The 23,698-nt window shown below is 64.4% G+C and carries 24 protein-coding genes and 1 pseudogene; 6 read left to right on the top strand and 19 right to left on the bottom strand.

Annotated features, from left to right (window positions below):
• Window positions 1–166 precede the first annotated feature (166 nt).
• The 15 genes from OKW45_RS33140 to flhD form a co-directional block, all read right to left on the bottom strand.
• Window positions 167–1,480, bottom strand: coding sequence for a DUF3443 domain-containing protein (locus OKW45_RS33140; RefSeq protein ID WP_429473077.1), 1,314 nt, complete (start codon window positions 1,478–1,480; stop codon window positions 167–169).
• A gap of 14 nt (window positions 1,481–1,494) precedes the next feature.
• Entirely contained in the window at window positions 1,495–2,040 is a 546-nt protein-coding gene (locus tag OKW45_RS33135) for a DUF2844 domain-containing protein (protein WP_429473076.1), read from the bottom strand.
• A 340-nt stretch (window positions 2,041–2,380) separates the two neighbouring features.
• Entirely contained in the window at window positions 2,381–3,091 is a 711-nt protein-coding gene (gene cheZ, locus OKW45_RS33130; protein ID WP_018418781.1) for a protein phosphatase CheZ, read from the bottom strand.
• Window position 3,092: 1 nt separating this feature from the next.
• The gene (gene cheY, locus OKW45_RS33125) at window positions 3,093–3,488 is read right to left on the bottom strand and encodes a chemotaxis response regulator CheY (RefSeq protein WP_018418782.1); all 396 of its coding nucleotides are present in this window, start codon (window positions 3,486–3,488) and stop codon (window positions 3,093–3,095) included.
• A 61-nt stretch (window positions 3,489–3,549) separates the two neighbouring features.
• Window positions 3,550–4,638, bottom strand: coding sequence for a protein-glutamate methylesterase/protein-glutamine glutaminase (locus OKW45_RS33120; protein WP_026225511.1), 1,089 nt, complete (start codon window positions 4,636–4,638; stop codon window positions 3,550–3,552).
• 5 nt (window positions 4,639–4,643) lie between these two features.
• Window positions 4,644–5,363 (bottom strand): chemoreceptor glutamine deamidase CheD, encoded by a 720-nt coding sequence (gene cheD / locus OKW45_RS33115; protein WP_018418784.1) that lies wholly within the window; start codon window positions 5,361–5,363, stop codon window positions 4,644–4,646.
• Window positions 5,360–6,322: a CheR family methyltransferase gene (locus tag OKW45_RS33110; protein ID WP_018418785.1), complete on the bottom strand. Its 963-nt coding sequence runs from the start codon at window positions 6,320–6,322 to the stop codon at window positions 5,360–5,362. Before OKW45_RS33110 ends, cheD begins: the two co-directional genes overlap by 4 nt.
• A gap of 207 nt (window positions 6,323–6,529) precedes the next feature.
• Window positions 6,530–8,386, bottom strand: coding sequence for a methyl-accepting chemotaxis protein (locus tag OKW45_RS33105; RefSeq protein WP_429473075.1), 1,857 nt, complete (start codon window positions 8,384–8,386; stop codon window positions 6,530–6,532).
• 39 nt (window positions 8,387–8,425) lie between these two features.
• Window positions 8,426–8,959: a chemotaxis protein CheW gene (locus OKW45_RS33100; RefSeq protein WP_018418787.1), complete on the bottom strand. Its 534-nt coding sequence runs from the start codon at window positions 8,957–8,959 to the stop codon at window positions 8,426–8,428.
• A gap of 79 nt (window positions 8,960–9,038) precedes the next feature.
• Window positions 9,039–11,399 (bottom strand): chemotaxis protein CheA, encoded by a 2,361-nt coding sequence (cheA, locus tag OKW45_RS33095; RefSeq protein ID WP_429473074.1) that lies wholly within the window; start codon window positions 11,397–11,399, stop codon window positions 9,039–9,041.
• Between the two features lie 97 nt (window positions 11,400–11,496).
• The gene (locus OKW45_RS33090; protein WP_018418789.1) at window positions 11,497–11,874 is read right to left on the bottom strand and encodes a response regulator; all 378 of its coding nucleotides are present in this window, start codon (window positions 11,872–11,874) and stop codon (window positions 11,497–11,499) included.
• Between the two features lie 83 nt (window positions 11,875–11,957).
• Window positions 11,958–12,968: a flagellar motor protein MotB gene (gene motB / locus OKW45_RS33085; protein WP_018418790.1), complete on the bottom strand. Its 1,011-nt coding sequence runs from the start codon at window positions 12,966–12,968 to the stop codon at window positions 11,958–11,960.
• A gap of 22 nt (window positions 12,969–12,990) precedes the next feature.
• Window positions 12,991–13,851, bottom strand: a complete 861-nt coding sequence (motA, locus tag OKW45_RS33080) for a flagellar motor stator protein MotA (RefSeq protein WP_018418791.1) — start codon at window positions 13,849–13,851, stop codon at window positions 12,991–12,993.
• 136 nt (window positions 13,852–13,987) lie between these two features.
• Complete coding sequence (gene flhC / locus OKW45_RS33075) at window positions 13,988–14,638, bottom strand: flagellar transcriptional regulator FlhC (RefSeq protein ID WP_429473073.1); 651 nt, start codon at window positions 14,636–14,638, stop codon at window positions 13,988–13,990.
• A complete protein-coding gene (gene flhD, locus OKW45_RS33070; RefSeq protein WP_026225512.1) occupies window positions 14,638–14,958 on the bottom strand; it encodes a flagellar transcriptional regulator FlhD in 321 nt (106 codons plus the stop codon). The genes flhC and flhD overlap by 1 nt, the downstream gene beginning before the upstream one ends.
• Window positions 14,959–15,754: 796 nt before the next feature.
• Here flhD and OKW45_RS33065 point away from each other — a divergent pair.
• Entirely contained in the window at window positions 15,755–16,819 is a 1,065-nt protein-coding gene (locus OKW45_RS33065; protein WP_018418794.1) for a glycosyltransferase family 4 protein, read from the top strand.
• A gap of 298 nt (window positions 16,820–17,117) precedes the next feature.
• On the opposite strand, the gene OKW45_RS33060 is transcribed toward OKW45_RS33065, so the two are convergent.
• Window positions 17,118–17,420, bottom strand: coding sequence for an H-NS histone family protein (locus OKW45_RS33060; RefSeq protein WP_013090908.1), 303 nt, complete (start codon window positions 17,418–17,420; stop codon window positions 17,118–17,120).
• 285 nt (window positions 17,421–17,705) lie between these two features.
• On the opposite strand from OKW45_RS33060, the gene aqpZ reads away from it, so the two are divergent.
• From aqpZ to OKW45_RS33045, 3 genes are all read left to right on the top strand, one after another.
• Complete coding sequence (gene aqpZ / locus OKW45_RS33055; RefSeq protein WP_429473072.1) at window positions 17,706–18,446, top strand: aquaporin Z; 741 nt, start codon at window positions 17,706–17,708, stop codon at window positions 18,444–18,446.
• A 173-nt stretch (window positions 18,447–18,619) separates the two neighbouring features.
• A complete protein-coding gene (locus tag OKW45_RS33050; protein ID WP_429473071.1) occupies window positions 18,620–19,387 on the top strand; it encodes a histidine phosphatase family protein in 768 nt (255 codons plus the stop codon).
• A 287-nt stretch (window positions 19,388–19,674) separates the two neighbouring features.
• Complete coding sequence (locus OKW45_RS33045; RefSeq protein WP_429473070.1) at window positions 19,675–19,968, top strand: PXPV repeat protein; 294 nt, start codon at window positions 19,675–19,677, stop codon at window positions 19,966–19,968.
• Between the two features lie 101 nt (window positions 19,969–20,069).
• Here the strand turns inward: OKW45_RS33045 and OKW45_RS33040 are convergent, their stop codons facing one another.
• Window positions 20,070–20,891: a Cof-type HAD-IIB family hydrolase gene (locus tag OKW45_RS33040; protein ID WP_429473069.1), complete on the bottom strand. Its 822-nt coding sequence runs from the start codon at window positions 20,889–20,891 to the stop codon at window positions 20,070–20,072.
• A 47-nt stretch (window positions 20,892–20,938) separates the two neighbouring features.
• Window positions 20,939–21,829, bottom strand: a complete 891-nt coding sequence (locus OKW45_RS33035; protein WP_018418799.1) for a glucosamine kinase nucleotide-binding domain-containing protein — start codon at window positions 21,827–21,829, stop codon at window positions 20,939–20,941.
• Window positions 21,830–21,969: 140 nt separating this feature from the next.
• Between OKW45_RS33035 and OKW45_RS33030 the strand changes: the two genes are divergently transcribed.
• Together OKW45_RS33030 and OKW45_RS33025 are read left to right on the top strand one after the other, a co-directional pair.
• Complete coding sequence (locus OKW45_RS33030; RefSeq protein WP_026225513.1) at window positions 21,970–22,566, top strand: DNA-3-methyladenine glycosylase I; 597 nt, start codon at window positions 21,970–21,972, stop codon at window positions 22,564–22,566.
• 53 nt (window positions 22,567–22,619) lie between these two features.
• Window positions 22,620–23,005, top strand: a pseudogene (locus tag OKW45_RS33025) (hypothetical protein).
• Between the two features lie 138 nt (window positions 23,006–23,143).
• Here OKW45_RS33025 and rpsU read toward each other — a convergent pair.
• Complete coding sequence (gene rpsU / locus OKW45_RS33020; protein ID WP_006050883.1) at window positions 23,144–23,356, bottom strand: 30S ribosomal protein S21; 213 nt, start codon at window positions 23,354–23,356, stop codon at window positions 23,144–23,146.
• Between the last annotated feature and the right edge of the window lie 342 nt (window positions 23,357–23,698).

Genomic DNA, 23,698 nt, shown 5'->3' with positions numbered 1-23,698 from the left:
GTCGGCCGAGGCACGGCGCCTCTTTCCAGTGAGAGCGATTATTCCTGCTCGACGCAAGCGCCGATCGGCGGATAAGGGCGGAGAAACCGGGGTATTTCGACGGATGAGCGGACGGCTCGCGCGTTTGTCACGCGCGCGCCGTCCGGCATTGGATCGACGTGTCGCGTCAGAAGGCGACGTAAGGAGGCGCGCCGCTCGCGGTCTGATCGAGGTGGTAGTACACGTGGCGGCCGTAAAAGAACGGCAGACCGAGGTCGAAGCTGGTATTGGCGCCGATCTGGCCGGCGAGAGTGTTGAACGCGTAGTTGCTGCCGTTGGCGAACAGCGTCTGCGCGTTCACGATGCCGATGCTCGCGACCGCCGACACGTTGTTCAACCCGACCAGCGTGACCGTGCGGGTCTGCGCCGACGACGGACAATAGAAGCCCGCGAATTGGCTGGCGCACAGCGAGAGCGTGCTATCGCTGAAGAAGTACGCGTTCGAGCCGGAATCGAGGAACGCCTGGACGGTCTTGCCGTTGAAGGTGCTGTTGTTGAGGTCGCCGACTGCGTCGGTCGTGAAGACCTGCGCAGCGCCAAGCGGGTTGTTCCCCTGCGTGCCGATGCCGAACACCAGCGTGCCGGTCGCCGACGCCTGGCCGGTGTTCGAGACCGGCGCCATCTGCACGATCACGCCGTTGTTGTCGAGCGGGAAGTTCGCGACAGGGTTGGCGACCTGTTGCGTCAGCGGCACCGCGGTGCGCGTGCACGACGTGCCGTTCGGACAGGCGAAGTAGTTGCTGTAGGTCGCCGCGTTCTCGCACGTCTTGCCGCAATCGGTCAGCGCGGTGCCGATGCCGAGAATGCCGTTCGCGCCGAGATCGCCGACCGTGTTTTCGGCCATGCCGCTGCCGCAGCCGCTCGTGGGCACCGTGCTCGCCGACTTGTCGCCGATGATCTGCAGCGGGATGCTGCTGGTCGTCGTTTCACCGCCGATCGTCACGATCGCGGTGCGCACCGAGCCCCACGTGTAACCGTCCGCGAAGGTCGCGCACTCGGCGAGCTGCGCGCCGTTGCTGCCAATCGTGCTGACCGGCAGTGCGCCGAGCACCGTCGAATTGAGCGTGGAGCTGACCACGCGCAAGCCGAACGAGCCGGTGTCGATCTGGATATTGTCGATCGTCTGGCAGTTGCTGGTCGAGCCCGGCGCGCAGATCGTCACGCTGACGGTCGGGATGTTGATGACACCGGCCGCGCCCCGGCCGACCGTGATCGGCACGGTGTTCGACGCGTTCGCGGAGATCGGCTGCTGGGTCGGGCTGGCCGGCAGCGAACCGCCGTTCAGTCCGTTCGAGGTGCTGCCGCCACTGCTGGAGCTTGAGTTGTTGTCACTACTGCCGCCTCCGCCTCCGCCGCAGGCGACGAGCGTCGCCGTGAGCAGCACGGCAAGCGCGGCCTGCATCCAGCTTTTGATATTCGCGGTCGTGAGCATGGTTCGCATCGTGATCCTCGCCGTTACTGGATGTCGGAACCGCTGACGCCGGCCGGCAGCGCGGACGGCAGCCACGCGACGCCGCTGAACGCGCCCATGTGGCCGCCCGAACGCACCACCAGCCCGCTGTCGTCGACGGCGACCGGCCCCCGCGCATTGCCGCGCGCGGCCCGAACTGCCTTCACGCCGGCCACGTACTGCGGAAAATAACTGCCGAGCAGATCACTGAGATCGGGCATTTGCGGACCATGCCACGAAATGCCGAATACCGCGCCGCTCGTGCTCAGATATTCGCGCACCACGGTGCCGTTGCCGAACGTGGTCTCGCGTACCGTGTAGGAAGCGGATGTGGTGGATGTGGACGATGCCGCGCTCGATTCAGAACGCATGACACTTTGCGCCGCGCCGCTGGCGGGCTGCACCACGCGGGACGACACCGAGGCGTCGGATGGGGGGGTAAGCGGCGCGCTGCCCAGCGCCGCATGGGCGGACTGCGCGGCCGTCAGGGCCAACAACGAACACGGCAACAAGAGCGCCGTGACTCCGGCGCGACCAATACGACTCCACATGAGAAGCTCCTCCCGAGCCGCGGCATGCTTCGCCGATTGGGCGAAGCGGCCGCTTATAGGCAGATGATACGGCACCGCCGCGGCCGCAACGCTGAGGGGGTCCGCCTCACCGCGCGACCGCCCGGCGTCGCGCTAGCCGGGTGCCGTACCGCTTTGACCTCGTAGTATGCCTGCGGATTCTTTCAGCCGGCGCAAGTCGCGCCCGCGCGCGCGACTTACCCGCCTATTACTAACAGGAAACCGGACGGAAGATGGGTATTCGGCGCGCATTGAACGCGTGTTTGGCGCGAATCGCGGAGAAGCCAGCAGCCCGGCACGCCTGCCGGGCCGAATCAGTCGATCAGAAACCGAGGCTCGCGAGCAGATCGTCGACCTGCGATTGATCCTGCACCACATCCGTCTTGCCTTCCGGATTGATCTGCGGACCGTTGAGCAGATGCTCGGGGCTGCCCGTCGACGACACCTCCGCCTTGAGAGCCGCGGCGTTCGCCGCGAACTGCTCGCGCCGCTCGAGCGCGATGTTCTCGACCAGCACGCCGAGCAGCTGCTGCTCGATCAGATAGACGACGTCGGTGATCTTCTTGATCACCTGGCCGGTCAGATCCTGGAAGTCCTGCGCGAGCATGATCTCCATCAGCTGCGAGTTGGTCGCGCCGGTCGCCTCGGGCACGCCGCGCAGGAAGGTGCGCGTGTCGTTCATCAGCGCGCGCACTTCCTCGCGCTCGATCGGCGCCGCGTACCACTGCTCCCAGCGCGCGTCGAGCGTGCCCGCGTCTTTCTGCAGCTGCTCCTGGATCGGCTTCGCGACGTCGATCGCCGACAGTACGCGCTCGGCGGCCTGCTCGGTCATGTTGGCGATGTACTTCAGACGATCGCGGGCATCGGGCACGGCTTCGGCCGCGCGCTCGACGTGCTTGTCGAGCCCGAGTTCGCGCATCGAATCGCGCAGCGTGCGCGTCAGTTGTCCGATGCGGGCAAGGATGCGGTCCGACGCGAAGTCGCCGCTGTCGTTGCCCGCTTCGGCGCCAGGCGTTTGGGTCGGCGGCGTCACATCAGCTCCCGGCTTTCGCCATCTTCTCGAGGATCTTGTTGAGCTTCTCGTCGAGCGTCGCGGCCGTGAACGGCTTGACGACGTAACCACTCGCGCCGGCCTGCGCCGCCGCGATGATGTTTTCCTTCTTCGACTCGGCCGTCACCATCAATACCGGCAGGTGCGCGAGGCTCGCATCGGCGCGGATTTCCTTCAGCATCGCGAGACCGTCGAGGTTCGGCATGTTCCAGTCCGAGATCACGAACTCGTAGCTGCCGCTGCGCAGACGCGCGAGACCGGCCGCGCCGTCTTCCGCCTCGTCGACGTTCGAGTAGCCCAGTTCCTTCAGCAGGTTGCGGACGATCCGGCGCATCGTCGGAAAATCGTCAACCACCAGAATCTTCATTCCCTTGTCCATTTCTTTCCCTTTGCTTGATCCATGTTGCGGCGCTCGGCCACGTCATTCCATCCGGCACGCATCATACCCGCTGAACGCGGTCACCCATCGACGACAAACGCGCCATCACGCGCCGGCTCATTTCCGGCAGCGCGGCGATTTCGTCGGCCGCGCCGAGCGCGATCGCCTCGCGCGGCATGCCGAACACGATGCAACTCGCCTCGTCCTGCGCCAGCGTGTAGGCACCGGCCTTTTTCATCTCCAGCAGCCCGGCTGCGCCGTCGCGCCCCATGCCGGTCAGAATCACGCCGACCGCGTTCTTGCCCGCATGTTGCGCGGCCGAACGGAACAGCACATCGACCGACGGACGATGCCGGTTCACCGGCGGGTCGTCGGACAGATGCGCAATATAGTTCGCACCGCTCCGCGCGAGTAACAGATGCGCATGGCCCGGCGCGATGTACGCGTGCCCCGGCAGCACACGCTCGCCGTGCTCCGCTTCTTTAACGGTAATCCGGCACAAACCATTGAGGCGTTGCGCGAAAGATTTCGTAAAGCCCGGCGGCATGTGCTGCGCGATCAGCACCGCGGGCGCGTCGGGCGGCAGCGGCACCAGCACTTCGCGGATCGCTTCGGTGCCGCCCGTCGAGGCGCCGACGATGACAAGCTTCTCGGTACTCAGCAGCGGGTTGTTGAAGAGCGGCGCGGAGCCGACCGGCGCATTCGCGGCCTGCGTGGCCGCATGCTGCGCGGGCGCGGCCTGGCGCACGCGCGCGCGGGCTGCCGCGCGAATCTTGTCGGCGAGCTTTTCCGAGTAGTCGAGCATGCCGTCGCGAATGCCGACCTTCGGCTTGGTCACGAAATCGACCGCGCCGAGTTCGAGCGCGCGCAGCGTGATTTCGTTGCCGCGCTCGGTCAGCGACGACACCATCACGACCGGCATCGGCCGCAGACGCATCAGCTTCTCGAGAAAGTCGAGGCCGTCCATGCGCGGCATTTCGACGTCGAGCGTCAACACGTCCGGGTGGTGCTGCTTGATGAGCTCGCGCGCGACGAGCGGATCGGGTGCCGTCGCGACCACCGTCATGTCCGGCTGGCCATTGATGATTTCGGTCATCAGGCTGCGGATCAGCGCCGAATCGTCGACGCACAATACCTTGATCTTTTGCACAGCGCTCACGCCTCCTCTGTAGTTCTGGCGTTGTTGGAATGAGTCGGGCGCGGGCTCGCGCCGAACAGTTCGATTCTCGGCCGCGCGGCGGCGGCCGCCGGCTTCGCGAACAGCTCGACCCGCTTGCGCGCGGCGGCGAGCCGCTCGGCGCGCGCTTCGGCGCTTTGTCGCACGAGCGCCTGTTCGCGCTCGGCGACGCCCGCTTCCTGTTGCAAGCGCAATTTCTTCACCATCACCTGACCGGTGCGCGGCATGAACGCGACCTTGCGCGGGTGCGAGCCCTGCAGGTCCTCGGCGACGATGCGGATCTTTTCGGTGGCCAGATAGCGGCGCACGAACTCCGAGTTGCGATCGCCGATGTTCATCGTCGTCATGCCCGCGAGCACCGCGCCGCCGCCGAACACCTTGGCCTCGAAGCGCTCGCGCCGCCCGCCGGCCTTGATCAGTTCGTTGATCAGCACTTCCATCGCGTACGCGCCGTAGCGCATCGAGTCCGACGCGGCCTGCGCGACGTCGGCGCCGTCGTCGGGCAGCATGAAGTGATTCATGCCGCCGATGCCCGCGGTGCGGTCCTGGATGCAGGCCGCGACGCACGAGCCGAGCACGGTCACGAGCACCATGTCTTCGCTCGTCGTGTAGAACTCGTTGGGCAACAGCTTCACGCCGGGGCGCTGGAAGTGGTTGTCGTAGTACAGGTTCGAAGCGATCGGCAGCGTGCTGCTCATGCGGCCACCCCGCTCGATTGATGCGCGTCATGCGCGTCGGCGCGCGAGGGCGCGCGCGCACCGCCCGCGTCGCGCGTCAGTTCGTAGACGGTCTGGCCGCGCAGCCGGAACGCTTGCGTCACGTACGTGAAGTTTTCGGAATGGCCGGCGAACAACAGGCCGCCCGATTTCATCAGCGGCTCGAAGCGCGACAGCACCTGCGCCTGCGTCGGCTTGTCGAAATAGATCATCACGTTGCGGCAGAAGATCGCGTCGAACTGCGTGCGCAACTGGTAATCGCGATTGGTCAGGTTCAGTTGCTCGAAGCGCACGAGCGCGCGCACTTCGGGACGCACCTTGACCATCCCCGCATGCGCGCCGGTGCCCTTCAGGAAGAAGCGCTTCAACCGCTCGGGCGACAGGTGCTTGACCTGGTCGAACTGGTAGACACCGGCCTCGGCCTTCGCGAGCACCTGGGTGTCGATGTCGGTCGCGAGCACCGACGCCTGGCGCGCGCCGCTGTCGCCGAGCGCTTCGAGCAGCGTCATCGCGATCGAGTACGGCTCCTCGCCCGTCGATGCCGCCGAGCACCACACGGACACCGGTTGCGCACGGCGCGGCACGAACTCGGCGAGGATCGGAAAGTGATGGGCTTCCCGGAAAAACGCCGTGAGGTTGGTGGTCAGGGCATTGGTGAACGCTTCCCACTCGGCCGGATCGTTTTCCGCTTCGAGCAGATCGAGATACTGCCGGAACGTATCGATGCCGCGCGCCCGCAAGCGGCGCGCGAGGCGGCTATACGCCATGTCGCGCTTGTGGTCCGACAGCGAGATGCCCGCCCCGCGATGAATCAGGTCGCGGATGCGGGCGAAATCCTCCGCCGTAAATTCGAAGTCGCGGCCCGTCTCGACGGACCTGGCCGGCTCTGTGCCGTCAGGTGCTGCCCGCGCGGGGCGTTGTGTTGCGCGCGTTGCCATCATCAAAATTCCTGTCTGCGATATGAGCCGTCACGCTCGCCTCCCAGCCGGACTGCCCGGGAGGTAGGAATTGTCGTCGCGGGGTCGCGCCCTCCCGCGAGTACCATCGACGTATGGCCGGCTCGCGACACGCGTGCTGCTGCGCGTGTTTCGATGCTTCGCCCATCCGCGCGCGCGATGCCGGTTGACCACATGTCACTCTGCCGTTGCCTAAAACGTTTCCCAGTCCGCGTCCGAGCTCGCCTTCGCCGTGCTCGGCGGAGCGGCGCGCGTGGCCAGGTCGGTCGTGACGCGAGCCGCGGCTGCGGCCGGCCGGGGCTTCAATGCCGGTTCGACGCGTGCGGCCGCGTCGTGCTGCGTCGGGGTCGCCGCGCTCGCCGCGGTTGCCTTCGATTCCTTGCTCGCGCCCACCGGGTTCACCGGAGTCGCCGCGCTCGCCGCTTGCGGTGCAGCCTTGCCGAGCCGCGCGGGCGTCTGCGCACGCGTCGCCGGAGCGCTCTGACGCGCCGGCGTGCCGGTTACCTTCCAGCCGCCCAGCACCGCCTGCAACTGCCGCGTCTGATCTTCGAGCGACGCCGCCGCGGCCGCCGCCTGTTCGACCAGCGCCGCGTTCTGCTGCGTGACCGAATCCATCTGCACGACCGCGCGGTTCACCTGCTCGATGCCGCCCGACTGCTCTTCCGACGCCGCGCTGATCTCGCCCATGATGTCGGTCACGCGACGCACCGCCTGCACGATTTCGTCCATCGTCGTGCCCGCGCGGCCGACCAGCTCGGAGCCGCTCTTGACCTTGTCGGCCGAATCGCCGATCAGCTCCTTGATTTCCTTCGCGGCGCTCGCGCTGCGCTGCGCGAGGCTGCGCACTTCGCCCGCGACGACCGCGAATCCGCGGCCCTGTTCGCCGGCGCGTGCGGCTTCGACCGCCGCGTTCAGCGCGAGGATGTTGGTCTGGAACGCGATGCCCTCGATCACGCCGATGATGTCGACGACCTTGTTCGAACTGGTCGCGATTTCCTGCATCGTCGTGACGACCTGGCTCACCACGTCGCCGCCGCGCGTCGCGATGTCCGACGCGTTGACGGCGAGCTGGCTCGCCTGGCGCGCGTTCTCGGTGTTCTGCCGCACGGTGCCGGTCAGCTGATCCATGCTCGATGCGGTTTCCTGCAGCGACGCCGCTTGCTGCTCGGTGCGCTGTGACAGATCAGTGTTGCCCATCGCGATTTCGCGCGCGCCGGTGTCGATCGATTCGGTGCCGCTGCGGACCGCGCGCACCATCGTCGCGAGGCTTTCCTGCATCCGCTTGATGCCCGCGAACAGACGACCGATTTCATTGTTGCTGAACACCTCGACGGGGCTGGACAGGTCGCCCCCGGCGATCCGCTCGAAACAGGCGGTCGCGTCGTTCAGCGGCTGCACGATGAGCCCGCGCAGCGCGAAACGGATGCCGACCACCACCAGCAGCGCGAACGCCGTGGTCACGCCGATCAGCATGATCATCAGCGACGCGTTCGACTGCGCGCTCGTTTCCTGATCGGCCACGCTCTGCTGCAGCGCCTGGATCACCGCGGCGGCGGCCGCGTCGTAGGCGATGAACATCGGGCTGATCTTCGTGTCCGCGACCGCGTGATACGCGTCGAGATTGTTCGCGTTCAACGCGGCGAATTCGACGTCGACGCCGTCGTGCATCACAGTCGTGTGCTTCGCGAGCACATCGTCGAGCAACGGCTGCTCGACACCGTGCTTCGGCGCGTCGAGATACGCCTGCCAGCTCTGCTTGCTCTTGCCGAGCAGCTCCTGCGCGCGGTCGAGCGCCTTCTTCGCCTCGTCCGCGTTACCGGCGGCCGTCAGCGTGTTGAAGCGATCGATCGCGATGCGCGAACGCAACAGATACGCCGACGCATCGTCGAGCGCATGAATCGCGACCAGTTCGCCGCGCGCGATGCGATCGAGCGAGCCGCTCGCGCGATTCAGCGCGGACAGCCCGAGCGCGCCGACTACCACGGTCAGCGTCACCAGAAGAATCCCCACCATCGTCAGCGACGTGCGGATCGACCACCTGCTCAGCATGTTGATGCTCCTTGTGCCGGGTTCCGTTACTGCCTGCGCTCAGGCGCCGAGCGTTTCGATCAGCGACATCTCGGAGCTGGTCATCAGCTTCTCGATGTCCATCAGGATCAGCATGCGGCCGTCGACCGTGCCGAGACCGGTCAGGTATTCGGTCGTCAGCGTCGCGCCGAATTCCGGCGCCGGCATGATCTGATCGACCGCGAGCGTCAGCACGTCCGACACGCCGTCCACGACCATGCCGACCACGCGATGCGCGACGTTCAGGATGATCACGACGGTCTGATGGTCGTACTCGACGCGGCCGAGATGGAACTTGATCCGCATGTCGACGATCGGCACGATGATGCCGCGCAGGTTGATCACGCCCTTGATGAACTCGGGCGCGTTGGCGATGCGCGTCACGTTGTCGTAGCCGCGGATTTCCTGCACCTTGAGGATGTCGATGCCGTACTCTTCCGCGCCGAGCGTGAAGACGAGGAATTCCTGACCGCCGGCGTCCGCCTGCGCGTCGCGGCGGCCATTCGTACCGCTCGCGTTTGCGACGCTCGAATTGATGGATTGGACTTCTGCCACGTTAGCCCCCAAACGGTTGGGATGAATTGAGTTGAAGTTGTGTTGCGTATGTCTGTCAGTGCCGCGTTTGCTGCGCGCGTTACGCGAGGCTCATCGCCTGCGCATGCCCATGCGCATGACGCGATTCGCGGTTCAGCGCCGCGACGTCCACGATCAGCGCGACGCTGCCGTCGCCCAGAATGGTCGCCGCGGAAATGCCGTGCACCTTGCGGTAGTTCGTTTCCAGATTCTTCACGACCACCTGCTGCTGGCCGACGAGTTCATCGATCAGCATCGCGAAGCGCCGTCCCTCGGTCTGCATGATCGTGACGATGCCCTGCGTCGGCTCCCGCTTCGCATCCGACACGTTGAACACCTCGTGCAGCGCGACCAGCGGCAGGTATTCGCCGCGCACGCGCACCACGCGCTCGCCGTTGGCGACCGTGTAAATGTCTTCGGCTCGCGGTTGCAGCGACTCCATCACGAAGTTCAGTGGCAGGATGAAGATTTCGTTGCCGACCTTCACCGACATGCCGTCGAGGATCGCGAGCGTGAGCGGCAGCACGATCCGCGTGGTGCTGCCCTTGCCCGCGTGCGACGTGATCTCGACGTGACCGCCCATCGACTGGATGTTGCGCTTCACCACGTCCATGCCGACGCCGCGGCCGGACACGTCGGTGACCTGCTCCGCGGTCGAGAAGCCCGGCAGGAAGATCAGGTTCCAGACTTCCTCGTCGCTCATCGTGTCGCTGACCTGCATGCCCTGCTTGGCCGCCTTCGCGAGAATCTTGTCGCGGCGCAAGCCCGCGCCGTCGTCGCTGACCTCAATGACGATGTTGCCGCCGTGGTGCGCCGCCGACAGCACCAGCTGACCGGTCGAATCCTTGCCCGCCGCGCGCCGCGCCTCGACGGTTTCGATGCCGTGGTCGAGACTGTTGCGCACGAGGTGCGTCAACGGGTCGATGATCCGTTCGATGAGGCTCTTGTCGAGTTCGGTCGCCTGACCGAAGGTGACGAGTTCGACCTCCTTGCCGAGTTTCGCCGCGAGATCGCGCACCAGACGCGGGAAGCGGCTGAACACGTAATCCATCGGCATCATGCGGATCGACATCACCGCTTCCTGCAGATCGCGCGCGTTGCGCTCGAGTTGCGCCATGCCGTTGAAGAGCCGGTCGTGCAGCGCCGGATCGAACGTGCTGGTGGTCTCCGCGAGCATCGCCTGGGTGATCACCAGCTCGCCGACCAGATTGATTAGCTGATCGACCTTCTCGACGCCGACGCGAATCGAGCTGCCTTCGGCGCCGGCCGCCGCGGCGGCCGGACGGGCCGCCTTGCGGTCCTGATCGGCGGACGCGGCCGAAGCCGGTTTGGCCGCCGCCTGAGCCGCCGCGGGTGCCGCTGGCGGCGGCTCGATGCTGTCCGCCTGACCGGGCGCGCTTGCGGCCGCAGCGGTGAGGGCCGCCGGGGTCGACGATGCTGCGGGCTCCCTGTGAAGGACCGGCTGCGCCTGCGCTTGCGCCGCGGGAGCGGCGGGCGCGACCTGCGCAGTTTGCGCCGGTGTCGGAGCGGCAGCGTCGGGCGTTCCAGGTTCGCCCTGCTGCGCGTCGTCCACCGGCGCGGTGCCACGGCCGATCGTGATCTGACTTTCGTCGATCACGAAGCAGCACACGGCGATGATGTCGTCGGAAGATACGTCGCTCGAGAGCCACAGCATCAGATCGCTGCCGCTCTTGACCTGCCCGACGATGTTGCCCAGGTTGCCCAGCTCTTCGGTGAGCAGTTCCTGGTCTTTCTCTCCCACGCCCCGTAGCGTAATTTTCATATGTGGGCCGGCGCTGTCGGCCGTGCCCGCGGCTTGTCCGGTCTGTGCCGGTTCGCCGTCGATCCATTCGCCCGCCGCCTGCACCGCCTGTTCGACGACGTGCTCGGGCGGGGTGCCGCCTTGCTGCTGTTGCGCGGTTGCTTGTGTTGTTGTTTGGGTTGCCGTCGCCTGCGCTGCTGCGGGCGCGGGTGCGCTCACGGCCGGCGCCGTTTCGGCGCTCGCCGCCGCTGCCGGCGCGCCGCCCATGCGGCTTTCCGCGTGCAGTTGCTCCAGCTTCGCGCAGATCGCACGCGCCACCGCCGCATCGGGCTCGGCGCTCGCGCGATAGTCGGCGAGCTGGCCGGACAGCACGTCCTTGGTTTCGAGGAACGTGTCGATCATGTCCTTGCGCAGCACCAGCTCGTTGTTGCGCGCGCGATCGAGCAGCGACTCGAGAATGTGCGTGGTCTCGGTGAGCGCGGTGAAACCGAACGTCGCCGCGCCGCCCTTGATCGAATGCGCGGCGCGAAAGATCGCCGCGAGGTCTTCGGGGTCCGGGTGGGCCACGTCGAGATTGAGCAGCAATTGCTCCATCTGCGCGAGCAGTTCGTCCGCTTCGTCGAAGAACGTCTGATAGAACTGTGTGATGTCGAGTGTCATGCCTGGTTCACCGCGAGAGTGCCTGTTCTGGCGTGAGCTGCCGTAGAGGCGCGTCGAGAGCTATCTGTACTGTGTCTAAAGGTGCTGATTGCGCGGATCAAGCCGGGTCCGGTTCGGCCAGCGCCGCCACCAGCTCGGTCAGCATGTCCGGGTCGAGCGGCTTTTCGATCCAGCCGGTCGCGCCCGCCGCGCGCGCAGCCTCTTTGAAGGGTTCGCCCGATTCCGTCGTGAGGACGAGGATGGGCGTCGCCTGATAGGCTGGATTTCCGCGCAACGCGGTGATCAGATCGAGACCGGTCTTGCCGGGCATGTGCTGGTCGGTCAACACGAGATCGAACGCCATCGCGAGCGCGTTTTCGAGCCCTTCGTTGCCGTCCGCCGCGAGCGTGACTTCATAGCCGGCGCCCGTCAGCGTCGCGGCGAGGATCTGCCGCATCGATGCCGAATCGTCGATTGCCAGGATGTGCCTGATCATGAAAACCTCGCTGCGCTTAACACTGGGCCGCCGGGCGGTGCGCGCCGGTCGGGCGCGCGCCGCGGCCCGGCGGCCGCGGTCTGTTACTGGGCCGGTGGCGCCGCCGCCGGCAACTTCGGTGCAGCCGTCACCGGCTGCGCAAGTTTTTGCAGCAGCGGCTTCGAGCCGGCTGCGTCGTCCGACAGGGTCGTCGTCGTGGAGTCGTCGTGATCGAGCGCCTCCTCGGACTTCCTGTTCAACACGATGATGCTGATGCGACGGTTCTCCGGATCGAGCGGGTCCGCCTTGTTCAGGTTCTGCGTCGACGCGAGACCGAGCACGCGCATCACCTTCGCTTCGTCCATGCCGCCCGCGACCAGTTCGCGCCGCGATGCGTTGGCGCGGTCGGCCGACAGCTCCCAGTTGCTATAGCCCTTCTCGCCGCCCGCGTACGGCACGGCGTCGGTGTGACCTTGCACGATGATGCGGTTCGGCACGTCGTTCAGCGTGTGGCCGATCTCGCGCAGAATGTCGCGCATGTACGGCTCGACGACGTCGCGCGCGGTTGCGAACATCGGCCGCTTCTGCGAGTCGACGATCTCGATGCGCAGGCCGGTCAGCGTCGAGTCGATGCGGATCTGCTGCTTGAACTGGCGCAGCACCGGGTTCGCCTCGATCGCGGCCATCAGCTTGACCTGCAGGTCGTGCAGGCGCACCTGTTCCTGGCGTTCGAGCGCGCCCGTCAGCTGCTTCACGGAGTCGTCGTCGTTGTGCGACGCGGTGCGCTCGGCGCGGCTGCTGCTGCCGTCGGTCGAGCGGGTCACGCCCTGCGCGTCGGTCGAGATGTCGCGACCGCCGCCCTTCAGGATGCTCGAGTCTTCGGCGCTGCGATCGCCGCCCCACAGTGTGATCTTCAACGGCTGGTTGAAGTAGTCGGCGATACCTTTCAGCTGCACGGTGGAGGCCGAACTCAGCAGCCACATCAGCAGGAAGAACGCCATCATCGCGGTCATGAAGTCCGCGTACGCGAGCTTCCACGCGCCGCCGTGATGACCGGACTTTTTCGGCGCGCTGCGCTTGACGACGATTGCGCGGTCTTTGTCCTTGCTGCTCATCGATTCGGTTCCCGTCGCCGTCTTATTTCGCCTTGACGCGGCGCACGTGCTCTTCGAGCTCGGCGAACGACGGGCGCTCGGTCGAGAACAGCACCTTGCGGCCGAACTCGACCGCGATCGCCGGCGCGTAGCCGTTCAGGCTCGCGAGGATCGTCACCTTGATGCACTGGAACATCTTGGTCGACTCGGTCACGCGCTGCTCGGCGACGCTGGCGAGCGGCCCGATCAGCCCGTACGAAAGCAGAATGCCGAGGAACGTGCCAACGAGCGCCTGCGCGATCATTTCACCGAGCACCGCGGGCGGCTTGTCGGCCGAGGCCATCGTGTGCACGACGCCCATCACCGCGGCGACGATACCGAACGCCGGCATCGCGTCGCCGACCTTGGTCAGCGCGTGCGCGGGCGCCTCGCCTTCCTGGTGGTGCGTCTCGATCTCCTCGTCCATCAGGCTTTCGATCTCGAACGCGTTCATGTTGCCGCCGACCATCAGCCGCAGGTAGTCGGTCAGGAACTCGATGATGTGCTTGTCGGCGAGGATCTTCGGGTACTGCGTGAAGATCGGGCTCTTCGACGGATCGTCGATGTCGGCTTCGAGCGTCAGCGTGCCTTCCTTGCGTGCTTTCGCGAGCAGCACGTACAGGAGCCCCATCAGCTCCATGTAGACGTCCTTGTTGTACTTCGCGCCCTTGAACAGGGTCGGAATGACGCGCAGTGTCGCCCGGATCGTCTTCATCCCGTTACCGAGAATGAATGCGCCGAGTCCGGCGCCGACGATCATCAGCACTTCAACGGGTTGCAGCAGCGCGCCGAGATGGCCGCCTTCCAGCGCGTAACCGCCGAAAACGGACAACAGCGTCACGAGTGTTCCCACGAAAATCAGCACTGCCGAGCCCTCACAAAAAAGCGACGGTTACCGTCGTTAGTCAGGTTTACGGCACCGAGGCGGAAAACTTTGGGGAAAAAGACGGCGCTCGAGTCCGGTGTAAACCAGAGGCTTGCTCTGCCTCAGCATGTGCTGCTCAGACTTCGGCGTTGACGGGGGTATCGAGCGTGGGGGCGGGGCAGCGGGCCTCGTGAGCTCGCGCGTCGGTCACTTGCGGCACCTCGGCCGGGCTTCCGGCGACGGCGATTTGCCGCTCGGCCCGCGTTTGCGCCGCCTTCTTCGTCTTGCCCGCGCGCGACGGCGGCTGACACAGCCCGCAAACGAAACCGTGCTGCGGATCGTGCGCGTGCGCGACGAAGTGGCCGCCGCAGCGGCGGCAGGCGCTCATCTGCAGCATGCCCGAGTCGAAGAAGCGCACCAGCGTCCACGCGCGCGTGAGACTGAGCACCGGCTCGTCGTCGTGCAACTGCACGTGCTCGAGATACAGCCGGTAGCTCTTGACGATCGATTCGATCGCGCGGCAGCCGCCGTGACCGGCCATGAAACGGTAGATGTTGTAGAACAGCGACGAATGAAAGTTCGGCTGCCAGGTCATGAACCAGTCGGTCGAAAACGGCAGCATGCCCTTGGGCGGCGACACCCCTTTCAATTCCTTGTACAGCTTGACGAGCCGGTCGCGCGACAGGCTGGTTTCCGCCTCCAGCAATTGCAGACGCGCACCCAGTTCGACCAGCTCGATCGCGAGGGTGATTTCCCGGACTTCGAGTACGACGCTCTTACTGGCCATCAGCCGATCTGCTCGACCGGCTGGCTCGCCATCAGGATCGCCGAATGAGCCTGCGCGATCGCGCTGGACTTGTCCTTGTCCGCGAGGGCGGACAGCACCGCGTGATCGTCGAAGCGGAAGCGGCACAGCATCTGGTTGGACGCCGCGAGCTTGACGGTCTGCGCCAACGACAGATTGGCGAGCACGTCGGCCAGCTGGTCCGAAATACCCATGCGGAACATGCCCATCGGCTTGTCTTCGCGCAGCAGACGCTGGGCGAGCAGCAGATAGGAAAGATTGACTTCCCTGATCTCACTGAGCATATGGCTAGTCGTGCTCATGATTTCCCCCGTTCGTATGCCCGGCTGGTCAGGCCGATTTTTTGCGGAAACGTTTGCTCGAACGCGCGCGCTGAATCCGCGCGAATCCGCTCGTCTCTGGTCTTGCAAGCATTGTCTCGAAAGGGGGCACAGCCGAAAATCGGAGAGACACCCCAGCTGGGTGACGGATTAATCCGTCATTTGTGTAGGAATTATTCCTACAACTCGGGTTGCGGCGAGCCACGAATTGGGATGAATTGATGCGCGGCGCGGGACTGACGATGCGCGCTGGGAATTTATACGGCTGCGGCGTGTACCGGATGGTGAGTTTTCAGAACCTCACCGCCGCACCGTTAAACGGTGGCAAAGAATTATAAGACGTTTTCACCCGGCTGCAATCTGGCTCGGTTATAGACCTTTTTCGGCCCCGACCCTCGGGCCCGCCGTTTGCTATGGTGCATTTCGCCTGTCGAGCCTTGATTGAGCCGGTGGAATTACGCTTCCCGATTATGGGGACGGTTTGCGGCTCGACCTTGCGCGGCAGCTGTAACGGTCGATGTTTCGCGCTGTAACAACATTAAGCGTTTGAAAAATAGCTCGAATTACCGCCGTCGATCCCGATAATGAAGGCTAAGGGATTACCCGATAGTCATTTCGGAGCCCGCTCGGGCGGGGCAAACCGCGCCCAACCGTCCGGTTCGGCATACGCACCACGCGCCATTCAGCCGTCGTGCGAAGCCCCGGTAAGTATCAAAAATCCGCATGGGATCTGGGTCGGCGCCACAGCGCCAACTTCGATCGACACAGGAGAAAACGCATGCGAATCGCACAAATCGCGCCGCTCTACGAAGCTGTCCCACCGAAACTCTATGGCGGCACCGAACGTGTCGTGTCGTATCTGACCGAAGCGCTTGTCGAACTCGGCCATGACGTCACGCTGTTCGCGAGCGGCGACTCGGTCACGTCCGCCAATCTGGAGGCATGCTGGCCGCGCGCGCTGCGCCTCGATCCGACGATTCGCGATGCATTGGCGCCGCACGTGCTGATGATGGAAAAGGTCCGCAAGATCGCACACGAGTTCGACGTGCTGCACTTCCATCTCGACTACATGCCGTTCCCCCTGTTCACGACGATCGACACGCCGTTCGTGACCACGCTGCACGGTCGTCTCGACCTGCCGGAATTACAGCCGGTGTTCGACGCGTTCTCGCATGTGCCGGTCGTGTCGATTTCGGATTCGCAGCGTCTGCCGCTGCAGCAGGCCAACTGGCTCAACACGATCTATCACGGTCTACCTGACCAGTTGCTGACGCCGCAGCCGCACAAGAAGCCCGAATATCTCGCGTTCCTCGGCCGCATCTGTCCGGAAAAACGCGTCGATACAGCTATCAGGATCGCCGCGCAAAGCGGTCTGCCGCTGAAGATCGCCGCCAAGGTGGACAAGGTCGACATGGAGTACTTCAAGCGCGAGATCGAGCCGCTGCTGTCGATGGCGCATGTCGAGTTCGTCGGCGAGATCAACGAGGCGCAGAAACCCGAGTTTCTGTCGGGCGCGAAGGCGCTGCTGTTCCCGATCGACTGGTCCGAGCCGTTCGGCCTCGTGATGATCGAGTCGATGGCCTGCGGCACGCCGGTTATCGCGTTCAACCGCGGCTCCGTGCCTGAGGTGATCGACCACGGCGTGACCGGCTATATCGTCGAGGACGTGCAAGGCGCAGTAGCGGCTCTGCAGCGTCTCGACGAGCTGTCGCGCACCGAAATCCGCGCCCAGTTCGAACGCCGCTTCAGTTCGAAAACGATGGCGCAGAACTATGTCGACGGCTATTCCGCCTTGATTGAAACGTCGCGGCGCCCGGTATTGCGCCAGGTCGCGGTCGGCTAGGCGCGCGTGAAAACGGCCGGCGCTTTTACGGCTGGCCGTTTTCGGTACGCTTTGAAGCGGCGCAGTGAACCTTCGTCTATAACGCCCAATAGCGGCGAGTCGGGCATCGGAATCGTTTGCGCGAGCTAAAAACGAAGTCTTTTGGCTGCCGGACGCGAAAAAGCCGCCCTGTATGGGCGGCTTTTTTAATACAGGGATGGTTGCGCTTCCACGGTGGATTAGCGCGCGGCGAATAAGCCAAACAGCAAAGAAACCTTCAAACCGCCTTCACCCGGTCTCACATCAGGTCGGGCGGGCGTCACGCCGAGCCAATCAAAAAGCGCTCGCGATTCTTGCCGACGATCCATTTGGGCGGCTTGCCGCGCCCGCTCCATGTATTGCCCGACTTCGGGTCCTGATATTTCGCCGGCAGCGGCGTCTTCTTGGGCGGGCGGCCGCGCTTGGCGGCGACCGCAAAACCGAGATCCTGCGCGGTCAGACCGTATTCGGCGATCTTTTGGCGGATGTCGGCGACGACATTGTCGATTTCCGTGCGTCGCGCTTCTTCTGCCTGTGCCTGCAATTTGGCAATCTGCGCCTTGAGGTCTGCATATTGAGACATTCGGTTCTCCCCTTTCTAGAACTCATTCGACCGCAGACTAGCTGCAATTATAGAAATTCGCAATGGCGACTAATACCGGTTTAGCGAATTTCCTCTGATAATTATTAAAGTGCGTGAATTGTAAAACCTCCGCTTTATCTCGCAATAGTTTATAAATTTTGTCCGAATTGACAATCCTTGACACCCGGTTTGGCGCTGTCCGCCTAGAATTGCGCGCTCAAGGTACGTACTCGCCCTTTTCGATGCGTGCTTCTGAAGTACCCATTCTTTTTAGGATCACCAAACATGCAGTTGTCAAAGCGCGTCGTTGCCGAATTGTTCGGCACCTTCTGGCTCGTGCTCGGAGGCTGCGGCAGCGCGGTCCTCGCCGCCAACTTCGCCGGGCCGGTTCACGGATTGGGCATCGGCTTCGTCGGCGTGTCGCTGGCCTTCGGCCTGACCGTGCTGACGATGGCTTTTGCGATCGGCCACATTTCGGGCTGCCACCTGAATCCGGCGGTGAGCGTCGGACTGGCCGTCGCCGGCCGATTTCCGGTGCGCGATCTTCTGCCGTATGTCGTCGCGCAGGTTGTCGGCGCGGTGCTCGGCGCATTCGTACTGTCGCTAATCGCGTCGGGCAAGCCTGGCTTCGACCTGGTCGCGAGCGGCTTCGCTACGAACGGTTACGGCGAGCAATCGCCGGGTCACTACTCGCTCGCCGCTGCCTTCATTTGCGAAGTGGTAATGACTGGCTTCTTCCTGTTCGTGATTCTCGGCGCGACCGACCGCCGCGCGCCGGCCGGCTTCGCGCCCATCGCGATCGGCCTGTGCCTGACGCTGATCCATCTGGTCTCGATTCCAGTCACCAATACGTCGGTCAATCCGGCACGCTCGACGGGCCCGGCGCTATTCGTCGGCGGCGTGGCGATCGATCAGCTGTGGCTGTTCTGGGTTGCGCCGATCATCGGTGCGGTGATCGCGGGTGTCGTCTATCCGCTGATCGCCGAGGATCGCAGCAGCGATGCGAGCAGGCTGGCGCTCGACTGACGGCCAGTTCGACGCGCCGGTCTCGTGATCGTCGCGTAGTCGGCATGAATGGGCGCCTCGGCGCCCATTATTCATTGTGCTCGCCAATGCGATATGAATGCCGCACCGGCCGCGTGCCGATGGGCACCGCTGCTAGAATCGGGCGACTTCCCAGCCTCGCACAGGTGTTTTCGATGAACCGTTTCCGCGGAGTCCTGCATGGCGTCGCACTGTCGCTCGGCGGCCTGTGCGCGAGCACGATGGCGTTGCCGGCCGCGTCCGCGGCGACGAACACGGCGACCGTCGTTGCGACCGCGGCCCCCGCCGTTGCCACGGCGGGCGGCAATATCGAAACCCTTGTATTCGTTCGACACGGCGAGAAACCCGCGCAGGGGTACGGCCAGCTAGACTGCCAAGGGCTCAACCGTGCGCTCGCGTTGCCGGCCGTGATCGCCGCCAAATTCGGCAAACCCGATGCGATCTACGCGCCCGACCCCGGCCAGCAAAAAGACGACGGCGGTCATCCGTACTATTACGTGCGCCCGCTCGCGACGATCGAACCGACCGCGATTCAATTCCAGATGCCGGTCCAAACACCGTACGGTTTTGCGCAGATCGACCAGCTCGGCAACGCGCTCGTCGACCCGGCCAATCGCGGCAAGCTCATCGTCGTTGCGTGGGAGCACAAGCTGATCGAGACGCTGTTGCGACAGATGTTGAGCGCGCATGGCGGTCGCGCGGCCGACGTGCCGAAATGGCAAAGCGAGGACTTCGACAGCATTTACATCGTCCGACTCGACTGGCAGAACAGCACGCCGCGCGCGAGCTTCAAACATGATCGCGAAGGGCTCGACGGACGGGCAACCGATTGCCCTTGCGCGGCCTTGCCGGGAGTGTCGGCATCTTCGGCAGAGGCGGCCTCTTCCGCAACTTCGGCCGCTTCGGCGCCTGCGGCGGATTAATTGAGCAATACAGATGTAAGCCGTGTTTACGTGCGCCGGCGCGGCAAGCGGCAAGCGTGCGCGACGAGCCGCCTGCCGGCTTGAATTGATCCGCCGCAAAGCCCCGTACGGCGCGGCTGCAAGCGAAACAAGGCGACTGCGCGCAAGGTCCGCGCGAGTGCTTTTCCTGCCTTGGATGACTTCGACGATGCTTGCAGTCCGTAACATCTGGTCGCAGTCCAGCCCACCTCGAGTGCGTACATTGGTCCTGTGCGACAAACCTACGTCGCCTCACAGGAGAGACCAACATGAAACGCATCGTCACTCACTTGCTGGTTGCTGCCGGACTCGCGGCGGGCGCATGCGGTGTCGCGCAAGCGCATACGGATCTGAGCGTCGGCCTATCGCTCGGTGCCCCGGTTTATGCAGCACCCGCGCGCGTTTACGCGGCGCCGGAGCCGGTGTACTACGGCGGCTGGGATCATCGCTACCCGCGCGGCGACTACTACCGCAACTATCACCGCGATGACCGCGGCTGGGGTCACGACAACCGTCGCTGGGGTCATGACAATCGAGGCGAGCACCGCGGCTGGCGGGATTGACGAGCGCAAGCGGAGCGCACGCTGCGCCCTTCGCGAGCAACTTCTGCGGCCCGCATCCACGCGAGTGGATGCGGGCCGCTTTCAATCGCAGTGACTGCGGTTCAAGATGCCAGTTCGTCGTTGAGCGCAAACAGTTTGCGCAGATGATGCGCAACGCCCGCCTCGAAATTGTTGCCGATGCGCGGCACATGCGGCAGACGGGTGATCAGATCGGGATTGGCGTTGTTCATCATGAATGGATGGCCGGCCGTCTCGAGCAGATCGATATCGTTCATGTTGTCGCCGAACGCGACGCAGTGCGACGCGTCGAAACCGAGGCGCTCGAGCACGATCTGCAGGGCGCGCCCCTTCGACACATTCGCGGTCATCACTTCGAGACAATCCGGCAACGAATACGTCACGTACAGTCGCTCGCCGAAGTCGCGTTCCAGATTGGCGGCCACCTGCGCGAGATCGGCGGGATCGCCGATATACAGCGCCTTGGCAATGTCGACGCCATCGTGCTTCGGCAGGTCGGTCACTTCGTACGTGAAGCCGGAATCCTGGTGAAATTCCAGCAGATGGGGCGCATCGCGGTCGATCAGCCACGCCTCGTCTGCAAACAGACTGACGATCACTCGACCATGCGCGCCGACAATTTCGGGTTGCACGAGACGCTGGACGACCGCCGGCGGCAGATCGTCGGCGTGGATCACCGCGTTGTCTGGCGCGTGAATGCGCGCGCCGTTCGACGTGATCAGATACGGATTGATGCCGAGCAGATCGCGGATGCCCGCGACGTCGCAGTAATGCCGCCCGGTGGCGATCACGAACTGCAGCCCGTCGCTTTCGAGCTTGCGCACCGTGGCGACCGTGAACGGGTCTACCTGGTGATCGGCGTTGAGCAGTGTGCCGTCGAGATCCGTGGCGATGACTTTATACATGGTGAGTCTGGCGGCTGAGCCGTCGAGGCAGCGTCAAAGCGGGTATTTTACAGGTCTCCTCCAGCCAGCCGCTGCGCCTCGCGCCGCGCCAGTTGCAAGCCGCCATGCGCCGAATCCGCCCGCGGCTCGCGCAGGCGCGCCTGATACGCCTGCGGCACGTACTCGCGCAACGGCGTACCGAGGCCTCCGCATAACGCGACAGGCAGCGCGCCCGTCGCGTCCAGCGCGGCGATCATCTTGCCGACTTCGACGCCGGCCTCGCCGAGCAGCCGCGCCGCGAACGGATGTGCGCGGTGTTCGATCGCGATCGGCGCGAGCCGCGCGTAGGCAGTCTGATTGGCCGCGCACAGCCACACGACGAGACTGTCGCGATCCCGCGCGCCGGTATGCGCGAGCAGCGCGTGCGTGAGATCGTCGACGGGAACGCGGCCGTCCAGCGCCTGTTGCGCGTGCACGATCAGCCGAAGGCCGAGCCACGCGCCGCTCGCTTCGTCGCCCGATGGAAAGCCGTAGCCGCTGGCCATGCGGAATTCGCCGTCGCTCGCGAGCGAAGCCGCGACGCTGCCGGTGCCGAGTGCGACGATCACGCCGGGCGCGCCATCGTGCGCGCCCAGCAGGGTCGTGTAGGCGTCGGTTTCGACGGCCAGTCCGGCGAGCCGCGGCGCCTGCCGGTGAAACTCGGCGAGCCAGTCGCGATTGTTGACACCCGCCAGTCCGCAACCGAGCACGCAGCGCGACCAGTCCAGCGCGACTCCGGCTCGCTCGAACGCTTCGCCGCAGGCGGCCTGAATGGACTGCCATGCGCGCGGGATGCCGAGCCCAAGGCCCGATGGGTCGCTTGCCGCTTGCGCCAGTTCGCGGCCCTGCGCGTCGCCGAGCACGACGCGCGTGCCGGTGCCGCCGCCGTCGACGCCGATCAGAAAGAAGTCGTGGTTCATCGAATCGAATCGGTTCCGTGGGTGAATAACGCTTAGCGTGGCAGGTCAGTTTGAATCGCGCAATTAGCCGATTGGCCAGCTTGCGGCGTACACCGCTTCCGCTATGCTGGCGAACGACATGACCACGCGGGAGCGCGACAGTGACACAACGATGCAACTGGGTATCGAGCGAAGCGCTCGCACAGTACCACGACACCGAATGGGGTGTGCCCTCGCGCGACGACCAGCACCTGTTCGAGATGCTCGTGCTCGAAGGCGCGCAGGCCGGTTTGTCATGGTCGACGATCCTCAACAAGCGCATCGGCTACCGCCGTGCATTCGCCGACTTCGACATCGACAAGGTCGCGGCCTTCACGCCGAAGCACGTGGATGCACTCGTCGCCGATGAAAGCATCGTGCGACATCGCGGCAAAATCGAGGCGGCCATCCTGAACGCGCGCGCTGTGCAGCAGATTCAGGTCGAACATGGCTCGCTCGCGCACTTCGTGTGGTCATTCGTCGACGACACACCGATTCAGAACGAATGGGCTTCGTATAAGCATGCACCTGCGTCGACGGAAGTATCGGACGCGCTAAGCAAGGCGCTCAAGCGCTACGGCTGCAAATTTGTCGGTTCGACGATCTGCTATGCATTCATGCAGGCGGTCGGCATGGTCAACGATCATGAGACGACCTGCATGTGCCGCGAGCGATGTGCGTCGCTGGGCAAGAAGCGGCGTGGTCGGAAGGCGGGGTGAAGCCGCAGCGTCCGCTGGACGTGCAAATGAGCGAATTGGGCGGGAGACCAACCATGAAAACACTTAGCTTCCTGACCCACAAGGACATTTACGATCAGTCCGTCACGCATCTGTTCGGACAGAAACGCGCCGCATTGCTTCCGAGGGGCGGCGCCTACCGCGGCTATTGCGGCGGCTGCCCGGTCGGCAACCTCTGATCAAGCCGCGCGATTACATGACCGCAATGGAAAGGGTCCCGGTGCGCTTCATCGGCAAGCCACCGGCCGAAGTGCCCGCTTACATGGATGTCGGCTTGGCTGCGCTGAAAAAAGCGCTGCTTCGCGCCCGCATCAACGTATACGACCCAGTGACCATCGCTTTGCTCAGTTGCCTGCAAAACGTGCACGACGTGTTCGGCACATGGGAGTGGCACGACCGGCTGGGCTCGATCGCGCGCTAGTTCGGGCTGTCGGCCGAGCGGCTGAGGAGCGCGGCGTAACGGCTGCACGCAGGGCAAAATCCGACGCCGTAAAAGCAAAACGGCGATGTGGCTTCTTTCGAAGCTCACACCGCCGTTCGGCGTATGTAAAAAGCGTGCTTAGTGCAGCTTTTTCGGCAGCATCTGGCTGCGCAGACGCTTGTGCAGGCGCTTAACAGCTGCTGCCTTCTTGCGCTTGCGAGCCGTGGTCGGCTTTTCGTACGACTGGCGTTCACGCAGTTCAGCGATCAGGCCATTCTTTTCGATTGCGCGACGAAAGCGGCGAATTGCCACTTCGAACGGCTCGTTTTCCTTCAGAAGAATCGTCGTCATGTAATTCCTAACTCAATCACTAGATACGGTTTAATTGCATGGCGGTAGCCGCTCAGGTCACCACTCACGCGCCGGCCCTCCGGTCGCTCCGATTCATGGCCAGTAACAGGCAAACGCGAGGCTGATAAACAACCCCGGCCAAACCACGAATGAAGCGGAGGCAAAGCGGCCACGGAGGCCGGAAAAGAGAGGTGGGGAGTTCACCGCGGAACGCGGACAGACGTAATGCACAAGCCGCGTCTGTTGCCGTTTCGCCAACCTTTCATCAACGAAGAACACTGACGAAACAGGCAAAGATCTCAATTCACTCCCGATCATATCAGGAAACTCTCCATCCTACCA

The organism is Paraburkholderia lebeckiae (assembly GCF_050436225.1).
GTDB lineage: Bacteria > Pseudomonadota > Gammaproteobacteria > Burkholderiales > Burkholderiaceae > Paraburkholderia > Paraburkholderia tuberum.
Note: the sequence above shows the minus strand (reverse complement) of the source record. Positions and strands in the feature narration are given on the sequence as shown.

Coding starts and splice junctions, on each gene's coding strand:
- OKW45_RS33140 (WP_429473077.1), bottom strand. CDS start 1,480: ATGCGAACCATGCTCACGACCGCGAATATCAAAAGCTGGATGCAGGCC.
- OKW45_RS33135 (WP_429473076.1), bottom strand. CDS start 2,040: ATGTGGAGTCGTATTGGTCGCGCCGGAGTCACGGCGCTCTTGTTGCCG.
- cheY (WP_018418782.1), bottom strand. CDS start 3,488: ATGGACAAGGGAATGAAGATTCTGGTGGTTGACGATTTTCCGACGATG.
- cheD (WP_018418784.1), bottom strand. CDS start 5,363: ATGAGCAGCACGCTGCCGATCGCTTCGAACCTGTACTACGACAACCAC.
- OKW45_RS33110 (WP_018418785.1), bottom strand. CDS start 6,322: ATGATGGCAACGCGCGCAACACAACGCCCCGCGCGGGCAGCACCTGAC.
- OKW45_RS33105 (WP_429473075.1), bottom strand. CDS start 8,386: ATGCTGAGCAGGTGGTCGATCCGCACGTCGCTGACGATGGTGGGGATT.
- cheA (WP_429473074.1), bottom strand. CDS start 11,399: ATGACACTCGACATCACACAGTTCTATCAGACGTTCTTCGACGAAGCG.
- OKW45_RS33090 (WP_018418789.1), bottom strand. CDS start 11,874: ATGATCAGGCACATCCTGGCAATCGACGATTCGGCATCGATGCGGCAG.
- motB (WP_018418790.1), bottom strand. CDS start 12,968: ATGAGCAGCAAGGACAAAGACCGCGCAATCGTCGTCAAGCGCAGCGCG.
- flhC (WP_429473073.1), bottom strand. CDS start 14,638: ATGGCCAGTAAGAGCGTCGTACTCGAAGTCCGGGAAATCACCCTCGCG.
- flhD (WP_026225512.1), bottom strand. CDS start 14,958: ATGAGCACGACTAGCCATATGCTCAGTGAGATCAGGGAAGTCAATCTT.
- OKW45_RS33065 (WP_018418794.1), top strand. CDS start 15,755: ATGCGAATCGCACAAATCGCGCCGCTCTACGAAGCTGTCCCACCGAAA.
- OKW45_RS33060 (WP_013090908.1), bottom strand. CDS start 17,420: ATGTCTCAATATGCAGACCTCAAGGCGCAGATTGCCAAATTGCAGGCA.
- aqpZ (WP_429473072.1), top strand. CDS start 17,706: ATGCAGTTGTCAAAGCGCGTCGTTGCCGAATTGTTCGGCACCTTCTGG.
- OKW45_RS33050 (WP_429473071.1), top strand. CDS start 18,620: ATGAACCGTTTCCGCGGAGTCCTGCATGGCGTCGCACTGTCGCTCGGC.
- OKW45_RS33045 (WP_429473070.1), top strand. CDS start 19,675: ATGAAACGCATCGTCACTCACTTGCTGGTTGCTGCCGGACTCGCGGCG.
- OKW45_RS33040 (WP_429473069.1), bottom strand. CDS start 20,891: ATGTATAAAGTCATCGCCACGGATCTCGACGGCACACTGCTCAACGCC.
- OKW45_RS33035 (WP_018418799.1), bottom strand. CDS start 21,829: ATGAACCACGACTTCTTTCTGATCGGCGTCGACGGCGGCGGCACCGGC.
- rpsU (WP_006050883.1), bottom strand. CDS start 23,356: ATGACGACGATTCTTCTGAAGGAAAACGAGCCGTTCGAAGTGGCAATT.